We start from the raw sequence: 23,952 nt of genomic DNA, 5'->3' as shown, positions 1-23,952 counted from the left end.
TAGCGCAGCCTCAGCGGCGGCCGGAGCGCGAGATGACGTCCACCCAGACGGCCAGCACGAGGATGCTGCCCTTGACGATCATCTGCCAGTACGCGTCCACGTCGAGCATGGACATGCCGTTGTCGAGGCTCGCCATGACCAGCGCACCGACCAGCGCGCCGTAGACCGTACCCGCGCCGCCGCGCATGGACGTGCCGCCGATGAAGCAGGCCGCAATGGCATCCAGTTCGCCCATGGTTCCGGCGGACGGCGAGCCCGCCGCCAGACGCGCCGTATTGACGATGCCGGCAAACGCGCACATCAAGCCCATGAGCCCGAAAATGGCAAGCTTCACGCGATCGGTGTTAATGCCCGACAGGCGTGTGGCTTCAAGGTTTGAACCCACGGAGTAGATACGGCGGCCGAAAACCGTCTGGCTGGCGATCCAAGAAAAAATACCGAGCAACGCCAGCACGAGCAGAACAGGCACCGGAATGCCGCCATAGCTGTTGAGCGTGGCGACAAAGGCGACGATGACCGCGCCCGCCACAACAAGCTTGGCGACGTCCTGCCAGAGCGGCGCGACGTCGAGTTCATAGCGGCGATGTTCACGCCGCTGCCTCGCCACCACGAAGATCAACAGGCAGAAGATCAGCACCGCCATGAGGTCGCCCACATGGCGCGGCAAGTAACCTTGGCCGATCAGCACGAAGCTGTCCGACACCGGCGCAATCGTCGAGCCATGCGTCAGGCCGAGCAGGATGCCGCGATACGCCAGCATGCCGCCCAGGCCGACGATGAAGGACGGCACGCCCCGGTAGGTCGACCACCATCCGTTGAACAGGCCCATGGCCACGCCGAGCAGCAGCACCACGGGCACCGTCGCCGTGATCGGCCAGCCCAGTCCTTGATCCAGGATGGCCGCCACGCCACCGAGCAAGCCAAGCAACGAACCGACCGAAAGATCGATCTCGCCCGCGATGATGACGAAGACCATCCCGCAGGCCAGCATCCCCGTAATCGACATCTGCCGCAGCAGATTGGAGAGATTGCGCGGCGACGTAAACGCACCGTCGGTCAGCATCGAAAAGAACAGCCAGATTGCCGCCACGGCGATCAGCAAGGCCAGGATCTTGTAGCGGGCAAAGAGTTGCCGCAAGCGCTGCGTTGCTTTGATTGTGCTGCGCGAATGGTCCACCCCGCCTGCGGCTTGAGGGCTTGTTTGAGAGGTCATGCCTAGCCACCCCGATGAAAAGTGGATGTGTGCCGCACCGGTTGAATGGCTGCGGTCAGAATGTGTTCCTGCGTCAAGCCGTCGTTCACGAAGTCGCCGCGCAGTTCGCCCTCGCCGATCACGAGCACGCGGTCCGAAATGCCAAGCACTTCGGGCAGCTCCGACGAGATCACGATGATGGCCATGCCGCGCTTGGCGAGATCACCGATCAGCTTGTAGATCTCGTATTTGGCGCCGACGTCCACGCCGCGCGTCGGCTCGTCCAGAATCAGGACGCGCGGCTCGGTCAGCAGCATTCGCGTCAGAACGGCCTTTTGCTGATTGCCGCCCGACAGGCTGGCAATGGGTAGCATCGGATGCGCCGCACGCACGGCAAGCCGGCGCATCTCTTTGCGGATCGTGTCGAGTTCGGCCGCGCCGTCAATGCGCCCAAGACGCGCGAAACGCTGCAGGACGGCCAGCGTGATGTTGTGCCCCACGCTCATCAGCGAAACGATGCCGTGACGCTTGCGGTCTTCCGGCACCATCGCAATGCCCGCACGAATGGCGTCTAGCGGCGCGCGGATTTTCAGCGGCTTTCCGTCCAGCACCAGCTCCACCTCACTGGCACCTTCGTACGCGCCAAACACCGCCTGCATCAGCTCGGTGCGCCCTGCCCCAACCAATCCCGCCACGCCGAGAATTTCGCCACGCCGCACCGCGAAGGACACATCGTCGACCCGCTTGCGAGTCGGGTTGTTGGCGTCGTAGCACGTCACGTTGCGTGCCTCGAACACCACCTCGCCGATGGGATGCGGCTCGCGCGGAAACAGTTGCGTAATTTCGCGCCCGACCATCTGCGCGACGATGCGGTCGGTAGTCAGATCACGCATCGGCGCGGTCGACACATGGCGGCCATCGCGGATGACGGTCACGGTGTCGCACACCGCCTCCACCTCGTCGAGCTTGTGCGAGATGTAGACGCACGCAATGCCGCGCGCTTTCAGGTCGCGCACGATGTCGAGCAGGATGCGCGTCTCCGCCGCCGTGAGCGATGACGACGGCTCATCCAGGATCAGCAGCTTGGCGCGCTTGTTAAGCGCCTTGGCAATTTCAATCAGCTGCTGATGGCCGCCGCCGTAGTGCATCACGGGCAACGCCACGTTGATGCCCTGGATGTTCAGGTCGCGCAGCAGCTTGTCGGCGCCCTGGTACATGGCCGCGTAATTCATGCGGCCGCCTGGCAGCGTGATTTCGTTGCCAAGATAGATGTTCTCCGCCACCGACAATTCCGGCACCAGCATCAGTTCCTGATGAATGATGACGATACCCGCGCGCTCGGTGTCGCAAATACCGCCGGCGCGCAGTGGCTGCCCCTCCCAGAGGATTTCGCCATCCCAGGTGCCGCTCGGGTACACACCGGAGAGCACCTTCATGAGCGTGGATTTTCCGGCGCCGTTCTCGCCGCACAGGCCAACACACTCGCTTGGCCTCACGACCAGGTTGATACCGTCAAGCGCCTTCACACCGTCGAACGTCTTGACGATGCCGCGCATCTGCAACAGAGGTTCAGACATGCCCCGTCCTTGAGGTACGAACGCGGCCGGCGACGAAGGGTTAGCTCATCGCCGGCACAAAGCGGCCCTGACTGCGCGACCTTACTGGCCGCTGATCTGAGCCTGCGTGTAGAAGCCGTCTTTCACCACCAGGTTGACGTTGTCCTTGGTGAGTTGGGTGGGTTGCAGCAGCACCGTGTCGACCTTTTTCTTGCCGTTGTCGTACTGCGCGTTGTATTTGAGCTTGTCGCCCTTGGCGAGGGCTACCGAAAGCTGCGCAGCCTCGGTGGCAATCAGCTTGAGTGGCTTGTAGACCGTCATCGTCTGCGTGCCGGCAATCACGCGCTTGACGGCGGCAAGGTCCGCATCCTGGCCCGACACCGGCACCTTGCCGGCCAGCTTCTGCGCAGCCAGCGCCTGGATCGCGCCACCGGCCGTGCCGTCGTTGGATGCGACCACGGCATCGATCTTGTTGTTGTTCGCGGTCAGCGCGTTTTCAACGATACCCAGCGCCGCAGAGGCGCTCCACTCGGGCACCCATTGCGAGCCAACAACTTTGATGTCGCCACGGTCGATGGCAGGCTGCAGCACCTTCAACTGGCCCTGCCGCAGCATCTTCGCGTTGTTGTCCGTCGGCGCGCCGCCCAGCAGGAAGTAGTTGCCCTTCGGGCGCACGTTGAAGACGCCCTGCGCTTGCAGTTCACCCACCTTCTCGTTATCGAACGAAATGTAGGCGTCAACGTCGGCATCGAGAATCAGGCGGTCATATGACACCACCTTGATGCCCGCCTTCTTGGCTTCGGCCACCACGTTGGTCAGCGCCTTGGAGTTGAACGGCACGATGACGATCACGTCGACACCGCGCGAGATCAGGTTCTCGATCTGCGAGATCTGGCGTTGCTCGCTGGCGTCCGCCGATTGCACCGACACCTTGGCACCCAGTTTTTCTGCAGCGGCGACAAAGTAATCGCGGTCGCGCGACCAGCGCTCCACGCGCAGATCGTCGATACAGAAGCCGATTTCCGGATGCGCCTTGCTCGCGTGCGCCAGCGGCGCGCCCATCGACAGGCTGGCGAGCACTGCACCGCAAAAGGCGGCCCTCAGAACACAACGGCGTTGGTTCGATTTCATGTCTCACTCCATCTTCTTTTGTTGGTGGGTACCGACGTGGCGTCTGCTGCGCCGCAATAGATTTCGGCCGGCTCGACGGCAGTCGCATGGTGCATGCGCCGCCTTGGCACCGGCAATTACGAAATTGCCCAACCGCCCTAACATTTATTTCCAACCGGCGGGCATCGTCTGACAGCGCCGCACGCAGCCCATAGAATGTGCGGGCGAGCGGCACGCCCCGGCGCCACCGCCGTATGGCAAACCCCTGCCACCGCGAGCGCCCTCAAGCCATGCATCGTCAACTGCCCGATCCTTCGCAGCACGCGCGCATTCATCGCATTGCGCTGCTGTTCAATGCCAACAAGGTGTATGACCGCGAAATCATTGCGGGCATTGGCGACTACATGCGCTCCACCCGCGTGACGTGGGACCTGTTTCTGGAAGAGGACTTCCGCTGCCGCCTGCCCGGTATCGAGCGCTTTGACGGCGACGGCATCATCGCGGATTTCGACGACCCCGCCGTGGCTGAAGCGCTGCGCGACTGTCCGCTTCCGGTGGTGGCCGTCGGCTCATCGTATGAAGACGCCGCGCACTACCCGGCAAACGTGCCCTATGTCGCAACGGACAACAGCAAGCTGGTCGCGCTGGCATACCGGCACCTGATCGAAGCCGGCCTGCAGCACTTTGCGCTGTACAGCCTGCCCCAGGCGCCGGAAAACCGCTGGGCACAGCAGCGCGAACTGGCCTTTACGCGTTTGCGCCGGCAGGACAATCCCGCCGCCCCCGTTGAGCAGGAGATCTATCGGGGGCTTTCGACCAGCGCGCCGACCTGGCATCAGGCGATCAGCCAGTTGATCGAATGGCTGCGCGGCTTGCCCAGGCCCATCGGCATCATTGCCGTGACGGATGCGCGGGCGCGGCATCTGCTGCAGGCCTGCATGACGGCAGGGTTCGCCGTGCCGGAAGAAATCGCCATCATCGGCATCGACAACGATCCACTCACGCGCACGCTGAGCCGCATCCCGTTGTCGTCGGTCATTCAGGGCACTGTGGAAATGGGTCGCACCGCCGCACATCTGCTGCATCAGATGCTGGGCGGCGCCCGCCTGGCAGGCCGGCAGATTCTCGTGCCGCCGGTCGGCATCAATGTGCTGGCGTCGTCCCGGCACCAGCCGCTTGCCAGCCCGTATGTCATGCGGGCGCGGCACTTCATTCGGCAATATGCCTGCCAAGGGATCAAGACCGAGCAGGTCGCGGACTACGTCGGTATCTCGCGGTCATCGCTCGAAGAACACTTTCGTCGTGAATTGCATTGCACCGTGCACCAGGAAATCCTTCGCCATAAGCTCGACGCGGCCAAGCACATGCTGGCCAGCCGTGATGTTGCAACCGCCGAGGTGGCGGTGCGCTGCGGCTTTACGTCCCCGCAATATATGCACGCCGTATTCCGCCGTGAGCTGGATTGCACGCCGCGCGAATACCAGGAACGCGCCATCGCAGAGGGCCAATCATGAGCATCGCGCCAGCGCTGTCCGCACACGCGCCGCTCGACGGCGCCATCTCGTCAGCAACATGGGGGCACTTGCCCGACGGTGAGCCGGTTCGGCTGTTCACGCTGCGCAATGCCTCGGACATGCGCGTTTCGATCAGCGACCTCGGGGCGACGCTCGTCTCCTGGCAAGCGCCGGATCGCGGCGGGCGCCTGGGCGAGATTCTGCTCAACCACGCGACGCCTGCCGCCTACCTTCAATCGGGGGGCTACCTTGGGGGCTTGATCGGGCGCTGGGCCAACCGGATTGCCGGCGCACGCTTTACGCTCGACGGCATCGACTACGCGCTCGACCGCAATGAGGACAGCAATCTGCTGCATGGAGGGGCAAGCGGATTTCATCGAGCGCTATGGGACGCCGAAGAGCAGGACGGCGCTTTGGTCCTGAGGCTCATGTCTGCGGAAGGCGATGCGGGGTTCCCGGGCAATGTCGCCGTCCAGGTTCGCTATGCGCTTGACGACGACGGCACGCTGTCAATCGACTACGAGGCCCGCACCGATGCGCCCACGCCAATCAACCTGACCAGCCACGGATATTTCAACCTCAGCGGAAAGCCCGGCACTGACATCAGGGGCCACATCCTGTCGATCGATGCCGATGCCTACCTGGAAGTCGATGCCAAGTTGATCCCGACGCGGGCAGTGAGTGTCGCCGGCACGGCATTCGATTTTCGGCAGGCGGCGCCCATCGGGGTACGGCTGGACTGGCCTAACGCGCAGTTGGCGCAGGCCGGCGGGTTCGACCACTGCTTCATGCTGCGTAACACGGTGCCGGACGATCACCCGCATGTGCGTCCGGTCGCGCGTCTGTATGAACCCGGCAGCGGCCGCGAATTGACAGTGCTCACAGACCAGCGCGGGCTTCAGTTCTACTCGGGCCACATGCTGTCGGGCACGCACGCGCAACGCAGCGGCTTATGTCTGGAAGCGAGTGCGTTTCCGAACCAGGTCAACATGCCCGATGCGGAGGCGGTCATGCTGCGCCCGGGCCAGGTCTATCGGCAGCGCACTGCATACCGCGTCTCGGTTGCCAGAGAAACCTGAGCCGCGTTGAAGCGCGGGCGTTGGATGCTCAATGTGCGGCTGCGGCCTCGCCATGTATCACTTCGTGCGAGCCGCGAATGCCGTTGAACCAGGCGTTCAGCACAACGGCCACCAGCGTGCCCATTACGATGCCGCTGTGGGTGATCGGGCGCGTCCAGTCCGGGAAGTGATGGAAGAAGGCCGGCGCCAGCGTCGGCATCATGCCAAAGCCCACCGACACCGCGATGATCAGCAGGTTGTGGCGCTGCTGTTGGAAATCGACCATGCCCAGCATGCGGATACCGGCTGCGGCCACCATGCCGAACATCACGATGCCCGCGCCGCCCAGCACGTATTGCGGCACCGATGCCACCACGTAAGACAGCTTCGGAAACAGCCCCAGCACGATCAGCAGCACACCGCCGGCGGCCGCCACGTAGCGCGACCGCACGCCCGTGATCGACACCAGCCCGATGTTCTGCGAGAACGACGTATGCGGGAACGTATTGAACACACCGGCCACGACCGTCGCCAGACCGTCGGCACGCAGGCCATTGGTCAGTTCGTTGCGCGAGATCGGCTTGCCCACCACGTGCGCCAGCGCGAGGAACATGCCAGTCGATTCCACCAGCGTGATCACGATCACGATGCACATCGAGATGATGGCCGACAGCTCGAACTTCGGCATGCCGAAGTAGAACGGCGTCACCAGCGTCATCAGCGGCGCAGCGCTCGCATCGGCCATTGACACCTTGCCGAACGCCGCCGCGACAAGCGTGCCCGTGACGATGCCCAGCAGCACAGCGATGTTGCACAGCAGTGCGTTGCCGAACTTGGTCAGCAGCAGGATCGTCACCAGCACCAGCGCCGCAATGGCGAGGCCGAACGGATCGCCAAACGCCGGGTTCGGCACCATGTGGCGCACGCCGTCCACCACCTGCGGAATCATCTGCTGGCCGCCCGCGGCCCAGTTGATCCCTACGCTCAGCAGCGAAAAGCCGATCAGCATGATGACCGTGCCCGTCACCACGCGCGGGAACAGGCCCAGCAGCCGCCCCATCAGCGGTGCAACGGCAATGCCGAACACGCCGGAAACGATCGACGCCCCGAAGATGCCGGGCAGCCCCATGCCGGGCTCCACACCGATGGCGATCATCGGGGCAACCGCCGCAAACGTGACGCCCATCATGACCGGCAGGCGGATCCCGAAAATCAGGAAGCCGAGCGATTGGATCAGCGTGCCGATCCCAGCCGCAAACAGGTCGCAATTGACGAGATACGAGAGATCGCTCTTCGAGAGGCCGAGCGCATTGCCGACAATCAGCGGCACGGCAATCGCCCCGGCGTACATCACCAGCAGGTGTTGCAGGCCAAGCGCGAACAGGCGCGGCAGCGGCAGGAACTCGTTGACGGGATCGGCAACGGTGTCGGCGATTGTTGACGAAGAAGGCGTGGGTTGGCCGGGGGATTGGCGCATTGTCTGTCTCCTGGGGCCGCCCCCGTGTCAATGCCGGGAGCGTGCTTTAGGCGGATGGGGCGGGTTCCATCCGCCGGCATTCATGCGGCGTGATGCCGCGTATTTGCCGGAATCTTGGAGGGGCGCCATTTTTCTGTCAACAATTACATACGTTTTTTGTGTACATATTTTGCGTTCTGAAACGCATGTGCGCCGTGATCTACCTGTTTCACGCCTCCAAGCGTGCCTCGTGACCGAGGCCCCAAAGAAAAAGCGCGGCCGCGACATGAGTCGCTGACCGCGCAGTAGAAATACCTGGCAGGTAAAGCTGGGACCAAGAGCCGCCATCCAACCCAGTGAAGCAGAGGGTTTTGTTAGCAGCTCTCAGCCGACCTCATATCAGGTCGGCGTCGGCAGCCATGCGCGATCGCGCAGGCGCGAACGGATGCGGGCAATCGCCTGGCTGTGGATCTGGCACACGCGCGATTCCGACACGCCCATCACGGCGCCGATTTCACGCAGGTTCAGATCCTGCTCGTAGTAGAGGCTCATCATCAGCTTCTCGCGCTCGGGCAGTCCCTCGATGGCAGCGACAACCGATTCGCGCAGGTCGTGGTCTAGCAGTTGGTCCAGCGGCGTGGCGTCGTTCTCGGGTGCGCGGTTCTCGATGAAGGCGTCAGCGTCTTCACGGTCGAAATCTTCGTAATACAGCAACTGGCTGCCTTGCAGGTCGACCAGTTGCTTCTGATATTCGGCCAGCGACATGCCCAGCGCTACGGCAATCTCGGTTTCGGTGGGCGCGCGGCCCTTCTGCTGCTGCAGCTTCTGGATTGCCTGCTCGATCGTGCGCGCGTTGCGGCGCAGGCCGCGCGGCAGCCAATCCGAGCCGCGCAGTTCGTCCAGGATCGCGCCGCGAATACGCTGGGCCGCGTAGAACTCGAACTGCACGCCCTGCGTTTCCTCATAGCGCGACAGCGCATCGAGCAAGCCCATCATGCCGGCCTGGATCAGGTCGTCCAGCTCAACGCTGGCCGGCAGCTTGACCATCATCTGGTTGGCAATGCGGCGCACCAGGGGTGCGTACGTGGCCATCTCGTCGGACTTGGTCTTGCGACCGGTTGCGGTGTACATATCCATGCCTGCCTTTGACGCTTCGTTCATGCTGCGCCTCAATAAACCAATTCGGCCGCGCGTGCGGTGGCGCCGGGTGTCGCTGTCGCTGTCGCTGTCGATGCCGACATTGACGTTGCCTGCGCCGATTCATCTGCCGGCTGTGCCGGTGCCCGCGCCGACATGACCACCCGCGACGGCACACTGCCATCACCGGCTTGGGCCTCGGCGCTGGCCCAGCTCAACATTTCTTCGGCAAGCTGGCGGAAGGCCATGGCCGAAGGCGATGCGGGAAACGCACTCGCCACGGGCTTGCCGAGCGAGAGCGCGAGTTCTACGTGCCGGTCCTCAGGGAGGTAGCCGGCGAAATCGATACGGGTGTTCAGGTACTGGCCCACGGTGTTGGCCAGGTTGCCGAACACGCGCACGGCGGAATCCACCGAGTGCGCGCCGCACACCACGGTGCGGATGCCAGCGCTGCCTTGCAGCACGGCGGTTTTCTTGAGTAGCGTGTACGCGCTCTTGAGGCCTTCCGGACCATCCGAGAAGGTCAGCAGCACGTCGTCGCACGCTTCAGCCACGGTGCTCAGCGCCCGGGTGCCAAAATGCGCGGCCACGAGCGTCACATCCGCCGTCTCGTCGTACTGCTCGAGCACGCCGGGCATGGCGAGCATGGTCTGGGCGTTCACTACGGCCGTGTCGCGGCCCATGGCGGACAGCGCGATGCGCAGGTTGTCGACAAAGTCATCGACCTGCTCTTCCGCACCGATCACCAGCACCCGGCGGGCAGCGGCATGACCGAGCATGCGCCGCAGCCCTGCGGCTTGATCCTTGGCGAATGGCGTCGTCATGGTCGCGCCCCCTTGTCAGGCGAAATCGAAAGCGGCCAGGCCGGGTTCGCGGTTGCCTGCGTTGCGTAACACCGCGCCTTGCGCCACGAGTAACGATTCATCCGAATCCAGCGAGAACGACGACTGCTCTGCACCGGCCCGGAACGAGCGGTGGATCAGCAGCTTCTTGTTCGGCACTGCAATGTCTTCCGGCACACGCTGGCCGTACGACACGTAGTGCAGCGGCAAGCGGCGGCGGATCATCACGTCCATCGCGTGGCCCACCGAGGCAGCCTCGTCGATCTTGGTCAGGATGCAGCCGGCCAGGTTGGCGTCGCGGTAGGCGCCCACGACCTCATCGAGCGTCTTGCCGTTGCTGGCAGCGTTGAGCAGCAGCAGGCGCTTGATCGACGGGCCCACGGCATGCAGCATCGCCATCTGCTCGGACACGGCGCGGTCACGCTGGCTCATGCCGATGGTGTCGATCAGCACCACGTGCTTCTCGCGCAGGTCGTTCAGCGCCAGGCTCAGGTCTTGCGCGTCTTTCACGGCATGCACCGAGACGCCCAGGATCTTGCCGTAGATGCGCAGTTGCTCGTGGCCGCCGATCCGGTAGCTGTCGGTTGAGAGCAGTGCCACGCGCGATGCGCCATGGCGCAGCACGAAGCGCGCGGCCAGCTTGGCGGTCGTGGTGGTCTTGCCCACGCCGGTCGGGCCCATCAGGGCAAACACGCCGCCCTGGTCGAGCAGGCTGTTCTCGTCCGACACGGTGCTCAGGTTCTTTTCAATCGCGCGCTGCACGAAGTCCAGCGCACCTTCATACGCGTCGTGCTGCGGCATGTTCTCCAGCACGTAGCGCGTGAGCTGCGCCGAGAACCCTGCGTTGAGCATGGTCTGGAACAGGCGCGTACGCACCGGGTCGCCCAACTTCACGCCCAGCGAGGCCAGGCTCGACATGGCGTCGTTCAGCGTGCTCTTGAGCGTTTCGATCTCGCCAACCATGCGGCGGGTCATCACGTCGGTCTCGGCACGGATGCTTTCCTTCACGTCGGCCTGGAAGGCCGAACGCTGCAGGCTCACGTCATCACGCGGGGCTTCGGGCTTGACCATCGTGTCCTCCACGCGGACGAAAATGTCGGACGACGTGCCTGCCTCGGCTTGCGCCTCGATGCGCGCCTTCATGGGCGCCTCAGTCTTCTGCTGTTCTGCACGGAGGGTGCGCGCCTGCGCTTCCACGCGCTCGGTAAAGCTGCGCAGCGTGACCGGGCGGTCATCCTGTTCGCGTGCCTGCTCACGACGTGCGGCAAAGCGGGCGGTCGATTCCATTTCCGGCTGGTCGTCTTCCACCGTGCTGCGGCGGGCGATGAACTGGGCGGTGCTGGCCAGGGCCTGCGCCGCAGATTGGGCAACCTCGGCATTGGCACGGTCGAGCGACAGGCCCGCCAGCATGCGGGTGGACGCGGCCAGCGCATCTTCTTCGCCAAACGCCACGTCGTCGTCCACGCGCGTTTGCAGCGTGCGGCCGGCCGGCTTGGCCACGGGAGCAGCCGGCGCTGCCGGTGCGTCTTCCTGTGCGGGAGCGCGGCGCGAAGCAATGAAGCGGTTACGCAGACGGGCCAGTGCGTTGGGTGCCGGGGCCTCGGCCTGCGCGGCCTCTTCAGCGGGAGCGTGAGCGGCGGCGACGGCTGCGGTTGCAGCGGCAATCGGTGCGGGCTCGGGAATCGGAGCCGGAGCCATCGGGCGGCGCTGTGCCGTCTTGGGTGCCGACGACTGCGTATCGACCAGCGCATCCACGTGCGAATCGGATGCCGCGATGATCTCGATGCCGCCCGGAATGGCACGGTTCGACAGGATCAGAGCGCCATCGCCCAGTTGGTCGCGGACCTTGCGCAACACGTCACGCGACGTCAGTCCGGTAAATCGATGCATTTTCATGCGCGGCCTCCAAGCATGGCGACAACCTTAATCGTTCGGTGATCCGGAATTTCTGCGTGCGACAGCACGCGCAGGCTCGGTGCGGCACGCTTGAACAGGCGGGCAAGCATCGGGCGCAGTGCGGGCGGCACGAGCAGGACGCCCGTCTGACCCATCTGTTCGTGCTGCCGCGACGAGTCCGCTGCCGCCTGCATGAGCGAGTCGGCCAGTTGCGGTTCGATCGGGCCGGCGTTAGAGCCAACGACGCTTTGCAGCAAGATGTTCTCCAGATTCGGGTCAAGCGTGACGACCTGCATTTCGGTCTTGTTCGGGAAGAGCTGCTGGGCAATCGCCCGGCCCAGCGCCACACGCACGGCGGCGGTGAGTTCGGCGGGGTCTTGCGTCCTGCCTCCGTGTTCCGCCAGCGTCTCGACGATGGTGCGGATATCGCGGATATGCAGGCCTTCGTCCAGCAGGTTCTGCAGCACCTTCTGCACGGTCGCGACGGGCAACAGCTTGGGTACAACGTCTTCGACCAGCTTCGGTGCTTCCTTGCCCAAATGATCGAGCAACTGCTGGACTTCCAAACGGCCGAGAAGCTCGGTGCTATGGGTGTAAATCAACTGATTGACGTGGGTGGCGATGACGGTGCTGCAATCGACCACGGTGTAGCCCTCGGCCTGCGCGCGATCGCGCACATCGGCGGTGATCCACATGGCCGGCAGGCCAAAGGTCGGGTCCACGGTGGGCGTGCCGGGCAGTTGCGTGCCCAGTCGACCACCGAGGCCACCCATGCCGCCATGACCGCCCATGCCATCCTGGCCGCCCGGATTGATGGCCAGGAACTTGCCCTGCTGCACCTCGCCGTGGCCGATCTCCACGCCCTTGAGCGTGATGCGGTACGACGATGGGCCCAGCTCCAGGTTGTCGCGGATATGCACCACCGGCGCCAGGAAGCCCATGTCCTGCGTGAATTTCTTGCGGATGCCCTTGATGCGGCGCAGCAGCTCGCCGTCCTGGCTCTTGTCGACCAGCGGGATCAAGCGGTAACCGATTTCCAGGCCCAGCACGTCGACCCACGACACGTCGTCCCAGCTCGCTTCGGGCGTATCCACCGGGGCAATGGCCTGCAGCACGGGCTCGATCTCGGGCACTTCGCGCTTCTTCTTCAGGTACCAGCCCAGATAGCCAAGGCCGCCCCCAAACAGGATGAACGGGAAGTGCGGCATGCCCGGCACCAGGCCCAGCAGGCCCAGCACGCCGGCGGTGGTCATCAGCACCGTCGGCATGGCAAACAGCTCGCTCGACAGTTGCTGGCCGACGTCCTTGTCGGTGGAGACGCGGCTGACCATGATGCCCGCCGCGGTGGAGATCACCAGCGCGGGAATCTGCGCGACCAGGCCGTCGCCGATGGTCAGCAGCGTGTAGTTGGTGGCCGCGTGGCCCACGTCCATGCCGTGCTGGAGCACGCCCACCGCCAGGCCGCCGACGATGTTGATCAACAGGATGGCGATACCCGCCACCGAGTCGCCGCGCACGAACTTGCTGGCACCGTCCATGGAGCCGAAGAATTCGGCTTCCTGGGCGATCTCCGTGCGGCGCCTGCGGGCTTCGTCTTCACGGATGAGGCCGGCGTTCAGGTCGGCGTCGATGGCCATCTGCTTACCGGGCATCGCATCGAGCGTGAAGCGCGCGCTGACCTCGGCGATCCGGCCCGCGCCCTTGCTGATCACCATGAAGTTGATGATCACCAGGATGACGAACAGCACGATGCCGACGGTGTAGTTGCCGCCCACGAGGAAGTGGCCAAACGCCTCGATCACCTTGCCGGCGGCGTCGGGGCCGGTGTGGCCTTCCATCAGCACTACACGCGTGGACGCCACGTTCAGCGACAGCCGCATCAGCGTGGTGATCAGCAGGATGCTCGGGAACGACGAGAAATCCAGCGGCTTGAGCGTGTGCATGCTGATCAGCAGCACGATGATCGACAGCGCGATGTTGAAGGTGAACAGCAGGTCCAGGATGAACGGCGGCAATGGCAGCACCATCATCGCCAGGATCAGGATGATGAGCACCGGGCCCGCGGCGGAGCGGTAGTCGCCCTTGCGCAGGATGTCGGTGACTCGGAGCAGTGCGGCGTTCATTGGCGGGGCGTGCAGCGGGGGGCTTTTCGATGGATGCCATCTTGCCGGGCGCGCCGCCAAATCGAAGACGTGAGAAAGCCGCCCAAAAGGCGGCTTTTCTTTGGAATACCCTCCCACCGGGGGGTGTGGAAGCGGCCAGTGGCGCCGTTTGGGCGAAATTGCACGCCAAGCGAGACATGCGCGAGCCTCAAACAGCCGTTCGCCATGCAAAAAGTGTCGAGGGCGATGCTTTTTGCTCGGCGATCCGAGCTCGGAGCTCGGCGCGTGGAGCTCTTTACTCGGCGGGCGGCACTTTATGCGTCTTCGGGCTCGTCGTCCGGGCCGGGCTGTGGCCCCGGGTCCAACTCGGCAGGCACCGGCAGGTCGGTCGGGCGCACCGGCACTCGGCCGCCCACCTGATGCAGGCGGCGCAACTGGTAGACATAGGCGAGCACTTCGGCCACGGCGGCGTAAAGCGCCTCGGGAATCTGGTGGCCGATCTCGGTGTGGCGGTACAGCGCCCGGGCCAGCGGGGGCGCTTCCAGAATGGGAATCTTGTGCTCCGTGCCCAGCTCGCGGATCTTGGCCGCCACCATGTCGGCGCCCTTGGCCAGCACGCGCGGCGCGCCGCCTTCCTTTTCGGAATAGCGCAGCGCCACGGCGTAGTGCGTTGGGTTGGTGACGATCACATCGGCCTTGGGCACGTCGGCCATCATCCGGCGCTGGGCGGCCTGGCGCTGCAGGTTGCGGATGCGGCCCTTGACGTGCGGATCGCCTTCGGACTCGCGGTGCTCCTTGCGCACTTCTTCCTTGGTCATGCGGTGCTTGCGCGCGTATTGCCACAACGACAGCGGCACATCCACGGCCGCCACCAGCATCATCACCGCTGCCATGCAGAGGAAGGCCACGCCGGCCACGTGCAGGGTGTCGCGCATGGCAACGCCCAGGTCCTGCTGCGGCAGCTCGATCAGGTCACCCCGGTAATACCGGACCAGCAGCCAGCCGACGCCGGCAATCAGGAACAGCTTGATCAGCAGGCGGGGCAGCTCCATCAGCCCCTCCAGCGAGAACATGCGCGTCAGCCCCTGCAGCTTGAACAGGCGCGAAATGTCTGGGGACAGCGGCTTGAACGAGATGGCCCCGCGCGTGAGCGCCAACGGCGACAGCGCGGCAATCACCAGCATCAGCATCAGCCCGCCCAGGGTCATGGCCAGCGGCATGAACTGGCCGGTCACGTAGTTCCACTGGTCCTGCCCGCTGGTGTAGTTGTAGCGGTGGAACTCCAGGCAGCGCGCCAGAAAGGACGACGCTGCCCGCACAATCGAGTCGCCCATCACCCACAAACCACCCGCGGACACTGCCGTGAGGGCGAACGAAGCCAGTTCCCGTGATCTGGGAACGTCGCCTTCCTCGCGCGCCTGCTCGAGGCGCCTCGGAGAGGCTGGTTCGGTTTTTTCGAGATCGCTTTCTTCGGACATGCCGGCGTGCGAGGGGGTGGGCGGGACATGCCGGCAGGTTGGCCGGCCGTCGCATTATCCAAGGCCGCACCGCCTGTCGAAGCGCCGAAAAACCAGCTTCCGGGCCGGCTTATCGACAGATGGCCGCCAAGCACCACGCCAGCATGGCCCGCACGGTGCAATCTGCGTCGCCCCACAACCAGACGGGAACGCGCTAGGTGTGCCGACCTGCCGGATGGGGCTGCGAGGGTTCCAACGCCCGGAGGCGTTCTGCGGTAATGCCGGCGGAGCCCGTGACTGATCCGCCGTGGCGCGTAATGAAATCGCGCGCATCCGTGTGATTCCGGAAGGCAGGGAGATTGCCCCTGCGCATTGGCCCCGGCACGTCGGACCCCCATACGTAGACGGCCTGCAGCGCGGCAATCCAGCGCCCGTCGCCAACTGCACGCACGTAGGCGGCGGCAATGTCGGCCGATTTCCGGCCAGCGGCGTAGCGCGGCAGGTTGCGCAAGTAGATGAACAGGCTCAATGGCGAGTCGAAGAAGTACGCGTCGCCATCGGCAAAGATCACCTGGGCTGCCCAATCCGGCGCGCGCGACGGAAACGCGCCGCAGACCGGGCAGCGTGCGTTGAGCGGGATGGCGCGCGGCGCATCGGGCGCCGTGCCCGAGCGCGGGTCATAGGGCGTTGGCGCCGCAACGAAGCAGATTTCGGTGGGAATCTCGGGCTCCACCCGGCGGCTCGCATACACGCCATACCACCAGAGCGAGGCCGCCAGCAAAGCGACTGTCATCAAGCCCGATCGACGCAGCCGCATGGCTACATCCGCCCGTCGTGCAGCGCGCCACCGCTGAGGTCCACCATGTCTGGCGTCACTTCGGCGTAGCGCAGCAGCTTGCCACCGTCGCGGGCAATGAACGCGCGGGCATCGGCTTCCAGCCGGAAGCTCGCGACCGTCGGCCCCATCGAGCCGCGGCGCCGGCTGCCGAACACGTAATAGCCGGTCTTGGCGTCAAACCAGTGGCCACGAGGATGCTCCCAGTCGGCCTGGCCCATGTCCTGCACGAGCGCCGCCCGGATTGGCCGCGCCTGCTCCGGCTTGAGCAGTGTGTTGAACATTTCCACCGTATCGCAGCACCAGTGCGGCGTCGCGTCGCCCTGGTAATAGAGCTGCGCCTTGGGCCCTGGATAATCCGCCACCAGCATGCCATCCAGATCGCAGGTGGTCGCCGCGTCGGCTTCAGCGGGGACAAGGGTGGCTTCGGCCTGCCGGCCACAGGCAGCCAGACCAATCAGGGCGGCCGATCCGGCCAGGGCAGCCGCCAGCAGGCGGCGACGATCCGGGTTCATGCGCGGAATCTCCAGGCGGCCAGTGCCAGCGGCGCGGCAATCCAAGCCAGCATCGCCGCGCCCATCGCCCACGGGTTGCCCAGGGCAGGCGGCACGATGCTGACGAGGCCATGCAAGCCCCGCAGCTGGTCCAGCGAAAACACGTTGAGGATGCGAAAAATATCGGTGGGATTGAGCAGCAGCAGATACGCCAGCGCCTGGCCACCAAAGCTGCCGCCGGTGGCGACGAGCAGGCCGAGCAGCAACAGGTCGAATATCAGCACGAAGCCAAACCACAGCGCGATGGCGGCGCCCGAAGCACGCGTGCGCTCACGGCTGACGACAGAGACGAACAGCGCCAGGCTCAGAAAGACCAGCCCCAGCAGCACCGAACTCAGCACGAAGCCAGCCGCCTGATACAGCCCCGCCGAGCCGAACTGGTGCCACAGGAGCACGGCCATCAGCGCGAAGCCACCCAACGTCGACAGGGTGAGCGCTGCGGCGAGCCCGAGGTATTTGCCCAGCAGCAGTTCCACGCGCGTCAGCGGGAGGGCCAGCAGCAGATCGAGCGAGCCGCGCTCGCGCTCGCCCACAACGGCATCGAACCCAAGCAACAGCGCAATCAGCGGGATCAGGTAGATGACGAGGCTGACCAAGCTGGTAATGACGAACTCGATGGACCGCGGCCCGAGCGTGCCCTGCTCGGCGCCGCCAAAGTAGCTGATCACGAGCGAGAACACGGCGAAGACGACGGCCACTGCGAGCACCCATCGGTTGCGCAGGCGATCGCGCAGTTCTTTGGCCGCCACGGCGGCCACTTGCCGATATTCGATGCCGATCATGCGGCCTCCGTTTGCCTGAGGCCAAAGAACACGTCTTCGAGCGACGGTTCGTGGATCTGCAGATCGAGCAGGCGCCCGCCCAGCGGCTGCAGTGCCTGAAGTACGTCCATCTTGAGCGAGCGGCTGCAGCGCAGCATCACCTCATGCTCGGCCTGCCCGTCGACGATCTCTGCGCCGTGTGCGCGCAAGGGCGCGAGTTGCGCCCACAGTGCGCCGCGCGCGCCGGCCTCGACCCGCAAGGCCAGCGTCAGGGGCAGATCGGCCTGTGCGCGCAGTGCAGCGACACTGCCAAGCGCAAGGACACGGCCGTCGGCCAGGATGGCAAGGCGGTCGATGCGCTGCTGCAGCTCGGCCAGGATGTGCGACGTGATCAGGATCGTGACGCCCTGCTCGCGCAGTGCCTGCAGCGTGGCGTAGAAGTCGTGGATTGCCGCCGGATCGAGGCCGTTGGTCGGCTCATCCAGAAAAAGCACGCGTGGCGCACCCAACAGCGCCTGCGCAAACCCGAGGCGCTGCCGCATCCCCTTTGAATACGCCCGCACGGGTTGGTCGACCGCACCCGCCAGCCCGACGCGGGCAAGCAGCGACGCGCAATCGGCTGCCGGTGCGCCCTTGAGCTTGGCGAAAAACCGCAAGGTCTCCAACCCGCTCAGGTTGTCGTACAGAACGAGGTTCTCGGGCAGGTAGCCGATCTGCCTGCGCGCGGCGCGGAATGCAGCCCCACGCACCGATGCCCCGGCCACGCGGATGCTGCCGGCGGTTGCCGGAATCAGCCCAAGCATCATCTTGAACAGCGTGCTCTTGCCGGCACCGTTGTGCCCGATCAGGCCGAACAGTTCGCCGTAGCCGACGTCCAGGTCAACGCCGTCGACGGCTCGCACGGCACCATAGTGTTTACAGACGCCGCGCAGCGAGATGGCGGCAGTCTCGTCAACGTGAAGGGGATCTGTCACGCCAGGTGCTCCAATGTGGGTTCGCGGGTTGCATGCGCGGATACGCGTCCACCACGCTCGGCACACGCAGGATGGGAAACTGCCGGCTGACGAATCTAAGTGCCTGCACCGCCGGGCTCGCCAACAGCAGTTGCACGCCGGGGTGACGCCAGATCAGCCGGTCGACAACGTCGTTGGCCTCGTAGGGCACATCGCCGATGCCATCGCCATCGCGGTCCCAGCCCAGGTAGTCGCTCCAGAAGTTGCCCTGCGCGCGCTCGGCAGCCGTGCGTGCCCCCCATGCCTCGTCACGCGCGCCCACGTAGCGGACTTGCTCTCGGTTGCCGATGAAGTCGTTGCCTTGCACGACGTTGCGTGTCGAGCCTGCCGACAGGTGCACGCCCACCTGGTTGCCGACGATGAGGTTGCCGCGCAGTTGCGTGTATTCCACGTCGTAGATGAAGAAGCCGCGGTCGTTGTCGGCCACCACGTTGTTCTCCACCACCGAGTCCTGCAACGTGCGCAGCATGATCCCGTGGTCGGCATTGCCCCAGGTGCGGTTGTTGCGCACGATCTGGTCGCGCACCTCCATCAAGGCCAGGCCGCCCCGGTTGGCATAGCTGTCGTTGTCCTCCCACAGGTTGTAGTAGGAGTTCATGTAGTGCGTGCCATAGCGGCTGTGGTGGAGCCGATTGCCTTTGAAAACGGCGTGGTGCGACACGTCCACGTAAAGCGCATCCCGTACGAAGCTGATGTTGTTGCCGATGATGCGCGCGCCTTGCGTGTTGTACAGCTCCACGCCATTGCCGCGCTGCGCCGAGTTGTAGTCACGCTTGCCGGTGATGGTGTTGGCCTCGATGCGCACGTCGTTGGCTTTCTCGATCCACAGACCGAACAGGTTGTAGGTCAGCTCACACTGGCGCACCACGGCGCGATGCGCGCCGGGCAGGATGTTGATGCCTGCGTTCTGCTCTTTCAGGCTGTCGCCCGAATCGCGAACGATCAGGCCCTCGATCACGACGTCCGGTGCGCCGATGCGGATCGTGTCGCCGCGCTGGCCGCCGCTGAGCGTGGGACGATCGAGTCCGCGCAGCGTCAGAGGCTTGTTGACGATGAGGTTGCCGGTATACGTGCCGCGCTCGATCTCAAGCACATCGCCCGGATGTGCTGCGTCGATGGCTGCTTGCAGCGACTGCCCCGCCGCAACGCGCACCGTGGTGGCCGCCGATGCGTGAGCGCCCTGCACAGCCGCAAGCCAGCCGCAGACAACGAGCAACACCGGCAGCCACCTCATACCTGCAGCCACCCCAGCGCTTTCAGGGTCAGGAACAGCATGGCGCCAATCAGCAGGTTCTTGAAGCCGACGTAGCTCAGCATGTCCATGACGGTTGCGCGCCGATAATTGGCTTGCCACCACGGGCCATCCTTGACGTAGCGACGGCCGGCAAGGCGGATCAGCACTTCATACAGGCTCCAGCCGAACCACCATGCGATGACCGCGCCCGACGACAGGTGGCCCGTCGCCGCCAGGATCCATGCCACGCTCGCTGCCAGCGCAAGCGAAGCCCCCGCGATCTGCAGGCCGCGCGCCGACCTCCACCCGTTGCTGCTCCACGGCCAGAGGTGATCGCGCAATTCCAACATCAGCCAGCGCAGGCCACGCGCACCTTCGCGTCCGGTCGGCACCACGCGGTCGGTCGGCATGCGCGGGTCGGGGCCTTGCGCCACCCGCGGGTTCATGGGCACCGGCACCGGCTGGATGGGAATGAAGTAGCCGTCCTTGCCGATGGGCGTGATCTCCAGCCCATCGCGCTCGCGCCGCTTGCGCTCCTTGGCAAGCGGCGGGCAGCCCTTGACGTCGGTGTACAGCACCATGCAATCGAGGCAGTGCAGGCATTCGCGATGGTCGATACGGCCGTCCGCGTCGATCGCCAAAGACCCGCAACCGACGGCGCAGGCCTTGCAACTGTTGCAGTCTTGCTTGCGGCGCAGGCCAAACCAGCGGAACGTGCTCGGCATGGCAAGCGCGGCACCCAGCGGGCAGATGTACTTGCAGTACGGGCGCTCGACAAACAGCGAGATCCCGAGCAGCGTGCAGACGAACAGCCCGTAGGGCCACGCTCGGTGGCTGATGCCGACCAGGAATGTCGTCTTGAACGGTTCCACCTCGGCAAGCTTTTCTGCCAGCCCCATCGAGAACACCGACACCGTCAACAACCCGAAGAAGATGGCGTACTTGAGCCACTTCAGCTTGTCGTGCCAGGCACGCGGCAGATGACGCTGCCAGCGTTTGAGGCCGAGCCGTCCGCCAATCTTGTAGAGCGCTTCCGACAGCGAGCCGAACGGGCACAGCCATCCGCAGAACAGCCCTCGCCCAAAGAGGAACACCGTCAGGATGATGAAGATCCAGAAGCAGAAGATGAACGGATCCGTCAGGAACAGCGACCACGTCCACTGGAACAGCAGCGAGTGGAACCATGTCAGCACTTGCGTGATCGACGGCTGCGCCATCGCACCGAAACCGACGAAGCCGATGCTCAGGGCCCACGCGGTGTACTTGAAGGCGTTCACCGGCCACTTGTTCTTGTGCGTCGAACGGCGCGTCAGGCGCTCACGCAGCGCATACACCACGCTCACCGAAACGAGCAGCACGATGAAGAGTGCAATCTGCGGCGCGCGCGTACGCCAGACCCGCCGCCAGGGGGCCTCCGGCTCGTCGATATGCGGGTGCCCGCCCTGCAGCAGCGTTTCGGGCAACCAGTACGGGGCATCGAACGTAACAAAGCTGCGCGTGCCGGTCGCCCGATCGACGCGGTTGCCCAGGAAGGACAGCTTCCACGGATACGCCGCCGAAAACGCTGGCGAGCGCACCACGAAGATGGCCGATTCCGTGTAGGCCGGCGCGCCAGGGGCTGCCAGGCCATAGAGGTTGAGGTAGTCCGAATCGCGGAAGGTAAAGGACTCCGCGCCTTGCTTGATCTGGATGCGGTCATAGATGCCGCCGCGTACGAAGCCCGACCCCTTGAACGACGCCGCGCCCGCGGTGCGGATGACGAAGATCGCATGCTCGTTCTGCTTGAGCTGAGCGTGCAGGTCGTTCCAGACGGATTGGCCGAGCAGGCTCGCACCCAGGTCGGGATGATTGAGATCACCGAACCACAGTTCAATGAACGGTTCCGGCGCGCGTTCGAGCCCAAGCTGTTCGGGCCGGATCAGCAAGCGCTGCACGCTGCCCTGCTTGACGAGTTCTGCCCAGCTTGCACGCTGCCCGGTCTGCGCATAGCGCGCGGGCTCATGGCGCGTTGGCGCCAGAATGCCAACCTGACGCGCCACGGAAGATGTGGCTGTGGCCAGCACCTGGTTCTGCGCAATCACGGTCACGGTGGCGCCCGAGATCGCATCGACGCCAAGCACACCCTCGTCTGGCCGTGACTGACCGACTTCGATCTTGTCCTTGACCGACTTGCCGATGTACTGCTTGTTGAAGTTCAGCAGCGCAGATTCGGGAATCCCCAGCAGCAGGATCGGCTCGGAATGCTTCAGGACCTTGATGCCGACATAGCGGCCTTGCCGGTCCATGCCGATCAGCGTGACCACGGGCTTGCCCGAATAGGCCGGGATGTCCGTGATGTCGGTGGACAGCATCACGTAGCCCAGCAGCGCCGCCTTACCGCCTTGCGCTGCGCCATAGGCTTCCACATAAGGCGGTTGCCCCATGCGTTCGGAAAAACGCACCGCGCCGGGAAACACGTCGGCGCAAGGTACGAGCGCGCACAGGTCCTTGGCCTCGGCCAGATTGGCGGGCAACTCGGCTTCGTAGGCGCCGCGACCGGCCTGCGCCGGTTGCACGCCCACCAACAGCATCAGGAGGAACACGGCGACCCACGCCGCGAACCCTTGTTTTCGGGATGGCATCTTGGAGTTCATCGGCACGCGCGGGCCCGCACGGGGCACGCGCGCTTCTCCTCGGAATCAGGCCTCAACGATCATGCGACTGCGCATTTCAAGGTGCAGTGCATGACAGAAATGCGTGCAGTAGCACCAGAACACGCCGGGCTTATCGGCAATGAACGTGACCGACGCGGTTTCCTGCGGATTGACGATGAAGTTGATGTTGTATTTCGGAATCGCGAAGCCGTGCGTCAGATCCTCGACCTTGTCCAGATTGGTGAGGATCAGCGTGACCTCGTCGCCCTTCTTCAGCTTGAACTCGCGCAGGCTGTACGCCGGTGCCTGCGAGGTGAGCCGCACCGTCACCTTCTTGCCATTGCGCACCACGCCGGACTGCTTCGGGTCCTTGGTGGCCAGCGGGAAATCGTCCAGCGAATAGACCTGCTTCGGGTGCAGCAGCTCGCGCTTGAAGATGATGAAGTCGTGCGGCTCGCTGCGGATCGGGTGGTCCTGCAGCAGCACCATCTTGTCGCCGGAGATGTCGATGAACTGTTCGTTTTCGGGGTGCAGCGGGCCAACGGGCAGGAAGCGGTCCTTGGAGAACTTGCAGCCCACGGCGAGGAACTTGCCGTCGGCGGCCATGGTTTCGGATTGCGATGCGCTCAGGTGGCCCGGCTGGTAATGCACGTCAAGGCGGTCGACCACGTACTTCGCGTTCTTGTCACCGTTGTGGAACTTGATGGCGGCGTCAATGTTCCACTTCACGATCTGGCTGTCGAGGAACAGCGTCGTGTATGCGTTGCCGCGCCCGTCGAACGCAGTGTGCAGCGGCCCCAGGCCAAGTTCGACCTCCGCCACGATGGCGTCGTCGATCTTGGCGAGCTTGCCGTCGAACCAGTCGAGCACGCGAGACAGCTCGATGACCGTACCGGTGGGCGAAAGCTTGCCGGCACAGACGAAGTACTTCTGGTCGGGGCTGGCATTGACGCCGTGCGGATTCTTCGGCACCGACACATAAGCGGTCAGTGCTGTCTTCGGATCCTGGTTGGCCGCGTGCGTGCCGTCCACCACCGGCACCTTGGAGTCGCCGATGGTCTTGAACTTGCCGGCCTTGACCGCCGCCTCGATGCGCGCAACGTTGAAGAACAGACAGGCATCGCGCTCCGCAGACATCATGTCTTCGTAGTGCACGCCCATCTCGGTGTTGTACTGGTTGGTCGCGGCCAGCTTGCCGTCGTACGACGTTGCGACGAGGTCGCAATTGCCGTCGATCAGCACCTGCCAGCGCACTTCCATGGTTTCAGCGTCCACGCACGTGAACAGTGAACGGTACTTGGACGGATCATCGATGCCCGCCGTGTTCGGTAGCGGGATCGCAAACTCGCCGCCGCAGAACACGCGCGTCGTGTAGTTGATCTTCGGGTCGAGCGGATCGCGCTTGTCCGGGAAGATGCCGTGGAAGCCCTGCACGTTCGGCAGTTCGGTGATCTTGTCGCAGATGAAGTAGTCGAGCCGCACGCGCCCCAGGCGCGAGTTGATCTTGTCGTTGATCCACGCATAGCGGCCGTCGTAATTCCCATCCTTGTACGACGCGTGCACGTGGTGGGTATCGCCCACCGTGTACCTGAGACTGCCAAG

The 23,952-nt window shown here is 64.6% G+C and carries 18 protein-coding genes; 2 read left to right on the top strand and 16 right to left on the bottom strand.

The genetic code is table 11. The features are described 5' to 3' along the window. Nucleotides 1-10: 10 nt before the first annotated feature. From BEK68_RS19125 to xylF, 3 genes are all read right to left on the bottom strand, one after another. Entirely contained in the window at nt 11-1,213 is a 1,203-nt protein-coding gene (locus tag BEK68_RS19125; protein ID WP_012430166.1) for a sugar ABC transporter permease, read from the bottom strand. A 2-nt stretch (nt 1,214-1,215) separates the two neighbouring features. Beyond that, nucleotides 1,216-2,769 (bottom strand): D-xylose ABC transporter ATP-binding protein, encoded by a 1,554-nt coding sequence (gene xylG, locus BEK68_RS19120; RefSeq protein ID WP_012430165.1) that lies wholly within the window; start codon nt 2,767-2,769, stop codon nt 1,216-1,218. A gap of 81 nt (nt 2,770-2,850) precedes the next feature. Further along, the gene (gene xylF, locus BEK68_RS19115) at nt 2,851-3,879 is read right to left on the bottom strand and encodes a D-xylose ABC transporter substrate-binding protein (RefSeq protein WP_012430164.1); all 1,029 of its coding nucleotides are present in this window, start codon (nt 3,877-3,879) and stop codon (nt 2,851-2,853) included. A 269-nt stretch (nt 3,880-4,148) separates the two neighbouring features. Here xylF and BEK68_RS19110 point away from each other — a divergent pair, with 269 nt between their 5' ends. Then, the gene (locus BEK68_RS19110; protein ID WP_004627722.1) at nt 4,149-5,372 is read left to right on the top strand and encodes a XylR family transcriptional regulator; all 1,224 of its coding nucleotides are present in this window, start codon (nt 4,149-4,151) and stop codon (nt 5,370-5,372) included. Beyond that, the gene (locus tag BEK68_RS19105; RefSeq protein ID WP_012430163.1) at nt 5,369-6,451 is read left to right on the top strand and encodes an aldose epimerase family protein; all 1,083 of its coding nucleotides are present in this window, start codon (nt 5,369-5,371) and stop codon (nt 6,449-6,451) included. The genes BEK68_RS19110 and BEK68_RS19105 overlap by 4 nt, the downstream gene beginning before the upstream one ends. A gap of 28 nt (nt 6,452-6,479) precedes the next feature. Here the strand turns inward: BEK68_RS19105 and BEK68_RS19100 are convergent, their stop codons facing one another. The 13 genes from BEK68_RS19100 to nosZ all read right to left on the bottom strand — a co-directional run. Then, a complete protein-coding gene (locus BEK68_RS19100) occupies nt 6,480-7,907 on the bottom strand; it encodes a nucleobase:cation symporter-2 family protein (RefSeq protein WP_012430162.1) in 1,428 nt (475 codons plus the stop codon). A 378-nt stretch (nt 7,908-8,285) separates the two neighbouring features. Further along, nucleotides 8,286-9,047, bottom strand: coding sequence for an RNA polymerase sigma factor FliA (locus BEK68_RS19095; protein ID WP_004627728.1), 762 nt, complete (start codon nt 9,045-9,047; stop codon nt 8,286-8,288). Nucleotides 9,048-9,055: 8 nt separating this feature from the next. Continuing rightward, on the bottom strand, nt 9,056-9,847 hold the full coding sequence (locus BEK68_RS19090) for a MinD/ParA family ATP-binding protein (RefSeq protein ID WP_012430161.1): 792 nt from the start codon (nt 9,845-9,847) through the stop codon (nt 9,056-9,058). Nucleotides 9,848-9,862: 15 nt separating this feature from the next. Then, nucleotides 9,863-11,761 (bottom strand): flagellar biosynthesis protein FlhF, encoded by a 1,899-nt coding sequence (gene flhF, locus BEK68_RS19085; protein ID WP_012430160.1) that lies wholly within the window; start codon nt 11,759-11,761, stop codon nt 9,863-9,865. Beyond that, nucleotides 11,758-13,884 carry a flagellar biosynthesis protein FlhA gene (gene flhA, locus BEK68_RS19080; RefSeq protein WP_004627733.1) on the bottom strand — a complete coding sequence of 709 codons (2,127 nt, stop codon included), beginning with the start codon at nt 13,882-13,884 and terminating at the stop codon, nt 11,758-11,760. Before flhA ends, flhF begins: the two co-directional genes overlap by 4 nt. 293 nt (nt 13,885-14,177) lie before the next feature. Beyond that, nucleotides 14,178-15,341 carry a flagellar biosynthesis protein FlhB gene (flhB, locus tag BEK68_RS19075; protein WP_012430159.1) on the bottom strand — a complete coding sequence of 388 codons (1,164 nt, stop codon included), beginning with the start codon at nt 15,339-15,341 and terminating at the stop codon, nt 14,178-14,180. Nucleotides 15,342-15,534: 193 nt separating this feature from the next. Continuing rightward, nucleotides 15,535-16,137, bottom strand: coding sequence for a nitrous oxide reductase accessory protein NosL (locus BEK68_RS19070; RefSeq protein WP_012430158.1), 603 nt, complete (start codon nt 16,135-16,137; stop codon nt 15,535-15,537). Nucleotides 16,138-16,139: 2 nt separating this feature from the next. Further along, nucleotides 16,140-16,670 (bottom strand): nitrous oxide reductase accessory protein NosL, encoded by a 531-nt coding sequence (locus tag BEK68_RS19065; protein WP_004627739.1) that lies wholly within the window; start codon nt 16,668-16,670, stop codon nt 16,140-16,142. Next, entirely contained in the window at nt 16,667-17,491 is an 825-nt protein-coding gene (locus BEK68_RS19060) for an ABC transporter permease (protein WP_012430157.1), read from the bottom strand. The genes BEK68_RS19065 and BEK68_RS19060 overlap by 4 nt, the downstream gene beginning before the upstream one ends. Beyond that, nucleotides 17,488-18,444 carry an ABC transporter ATP-binding protein gene (locus tag BEK68_RS19055; protein WP_012430156.1) on the bottom strand — a complete coding sequence of 319 codons (957 nt, stop codon included), beginning with the start codon at nt 18,442-18,444 and terminating at the stop codon, nt 17,488-17,490. The genes BEK68_RS19060 and BEK68_RS19055 overlap by 4 nt, the downstream gene beginning before the upstream one ends. Next, complete coding sequence (locus BEK68_RS19050; RefSeq protein WP_012430155.1) at nt 18,422-19,717, bottom strand: nitrous oxide reductase family maturation protein NosD; 1,296 nt, start codon at nt 19,715-19,717, stop codon at nt 18,422-18,424. Before BEK68_RS19050 ends, BEK68_RS19055 begins: the two co-directional genes overlap by 23 nt. Next, nucleotides 19,714-22,338, bottom strand: coding sequence for a NosR/NirI family protein (locus tag BEK68_RS19045; protein WP_024542224.1), 2,625 nt, complete (start codon nt 22,336-22,338; stop codon nt 19,714-19,716). Before BEK68_RS19045 ends, BEK68_RS19050 begins: the two co-directional genes overlap by 4 nt. 57 nt (nt 22,339-22,395) lie before the next feature. Further along, a partial coding sequence (gene nosZ, locus BEK68_RS19040) for a TAT-dependent nitrous-oxide reductase (RefSeq protein WP_065851858.1) occupies nt 22,396-23,952 on the bottom strand: 1,557 nt, incomplete at its 5' end.

This window comes from Ralstonia pickettii (assembly GCF_001699815.1).
In the GTDB taxonomy this organism is placed as follows: Bacteria; Pseudomonadota; Gammaproteobacteria; order Burkholderiales; family Burkholderiaceae; genus Ralstonia; species Ralstonia thomasii.
The sequence above is the reverse complement of the archived record's forward strand: the minus strand, read 5'-3'. Positions and strand labels throughout refer to the sequence as shown.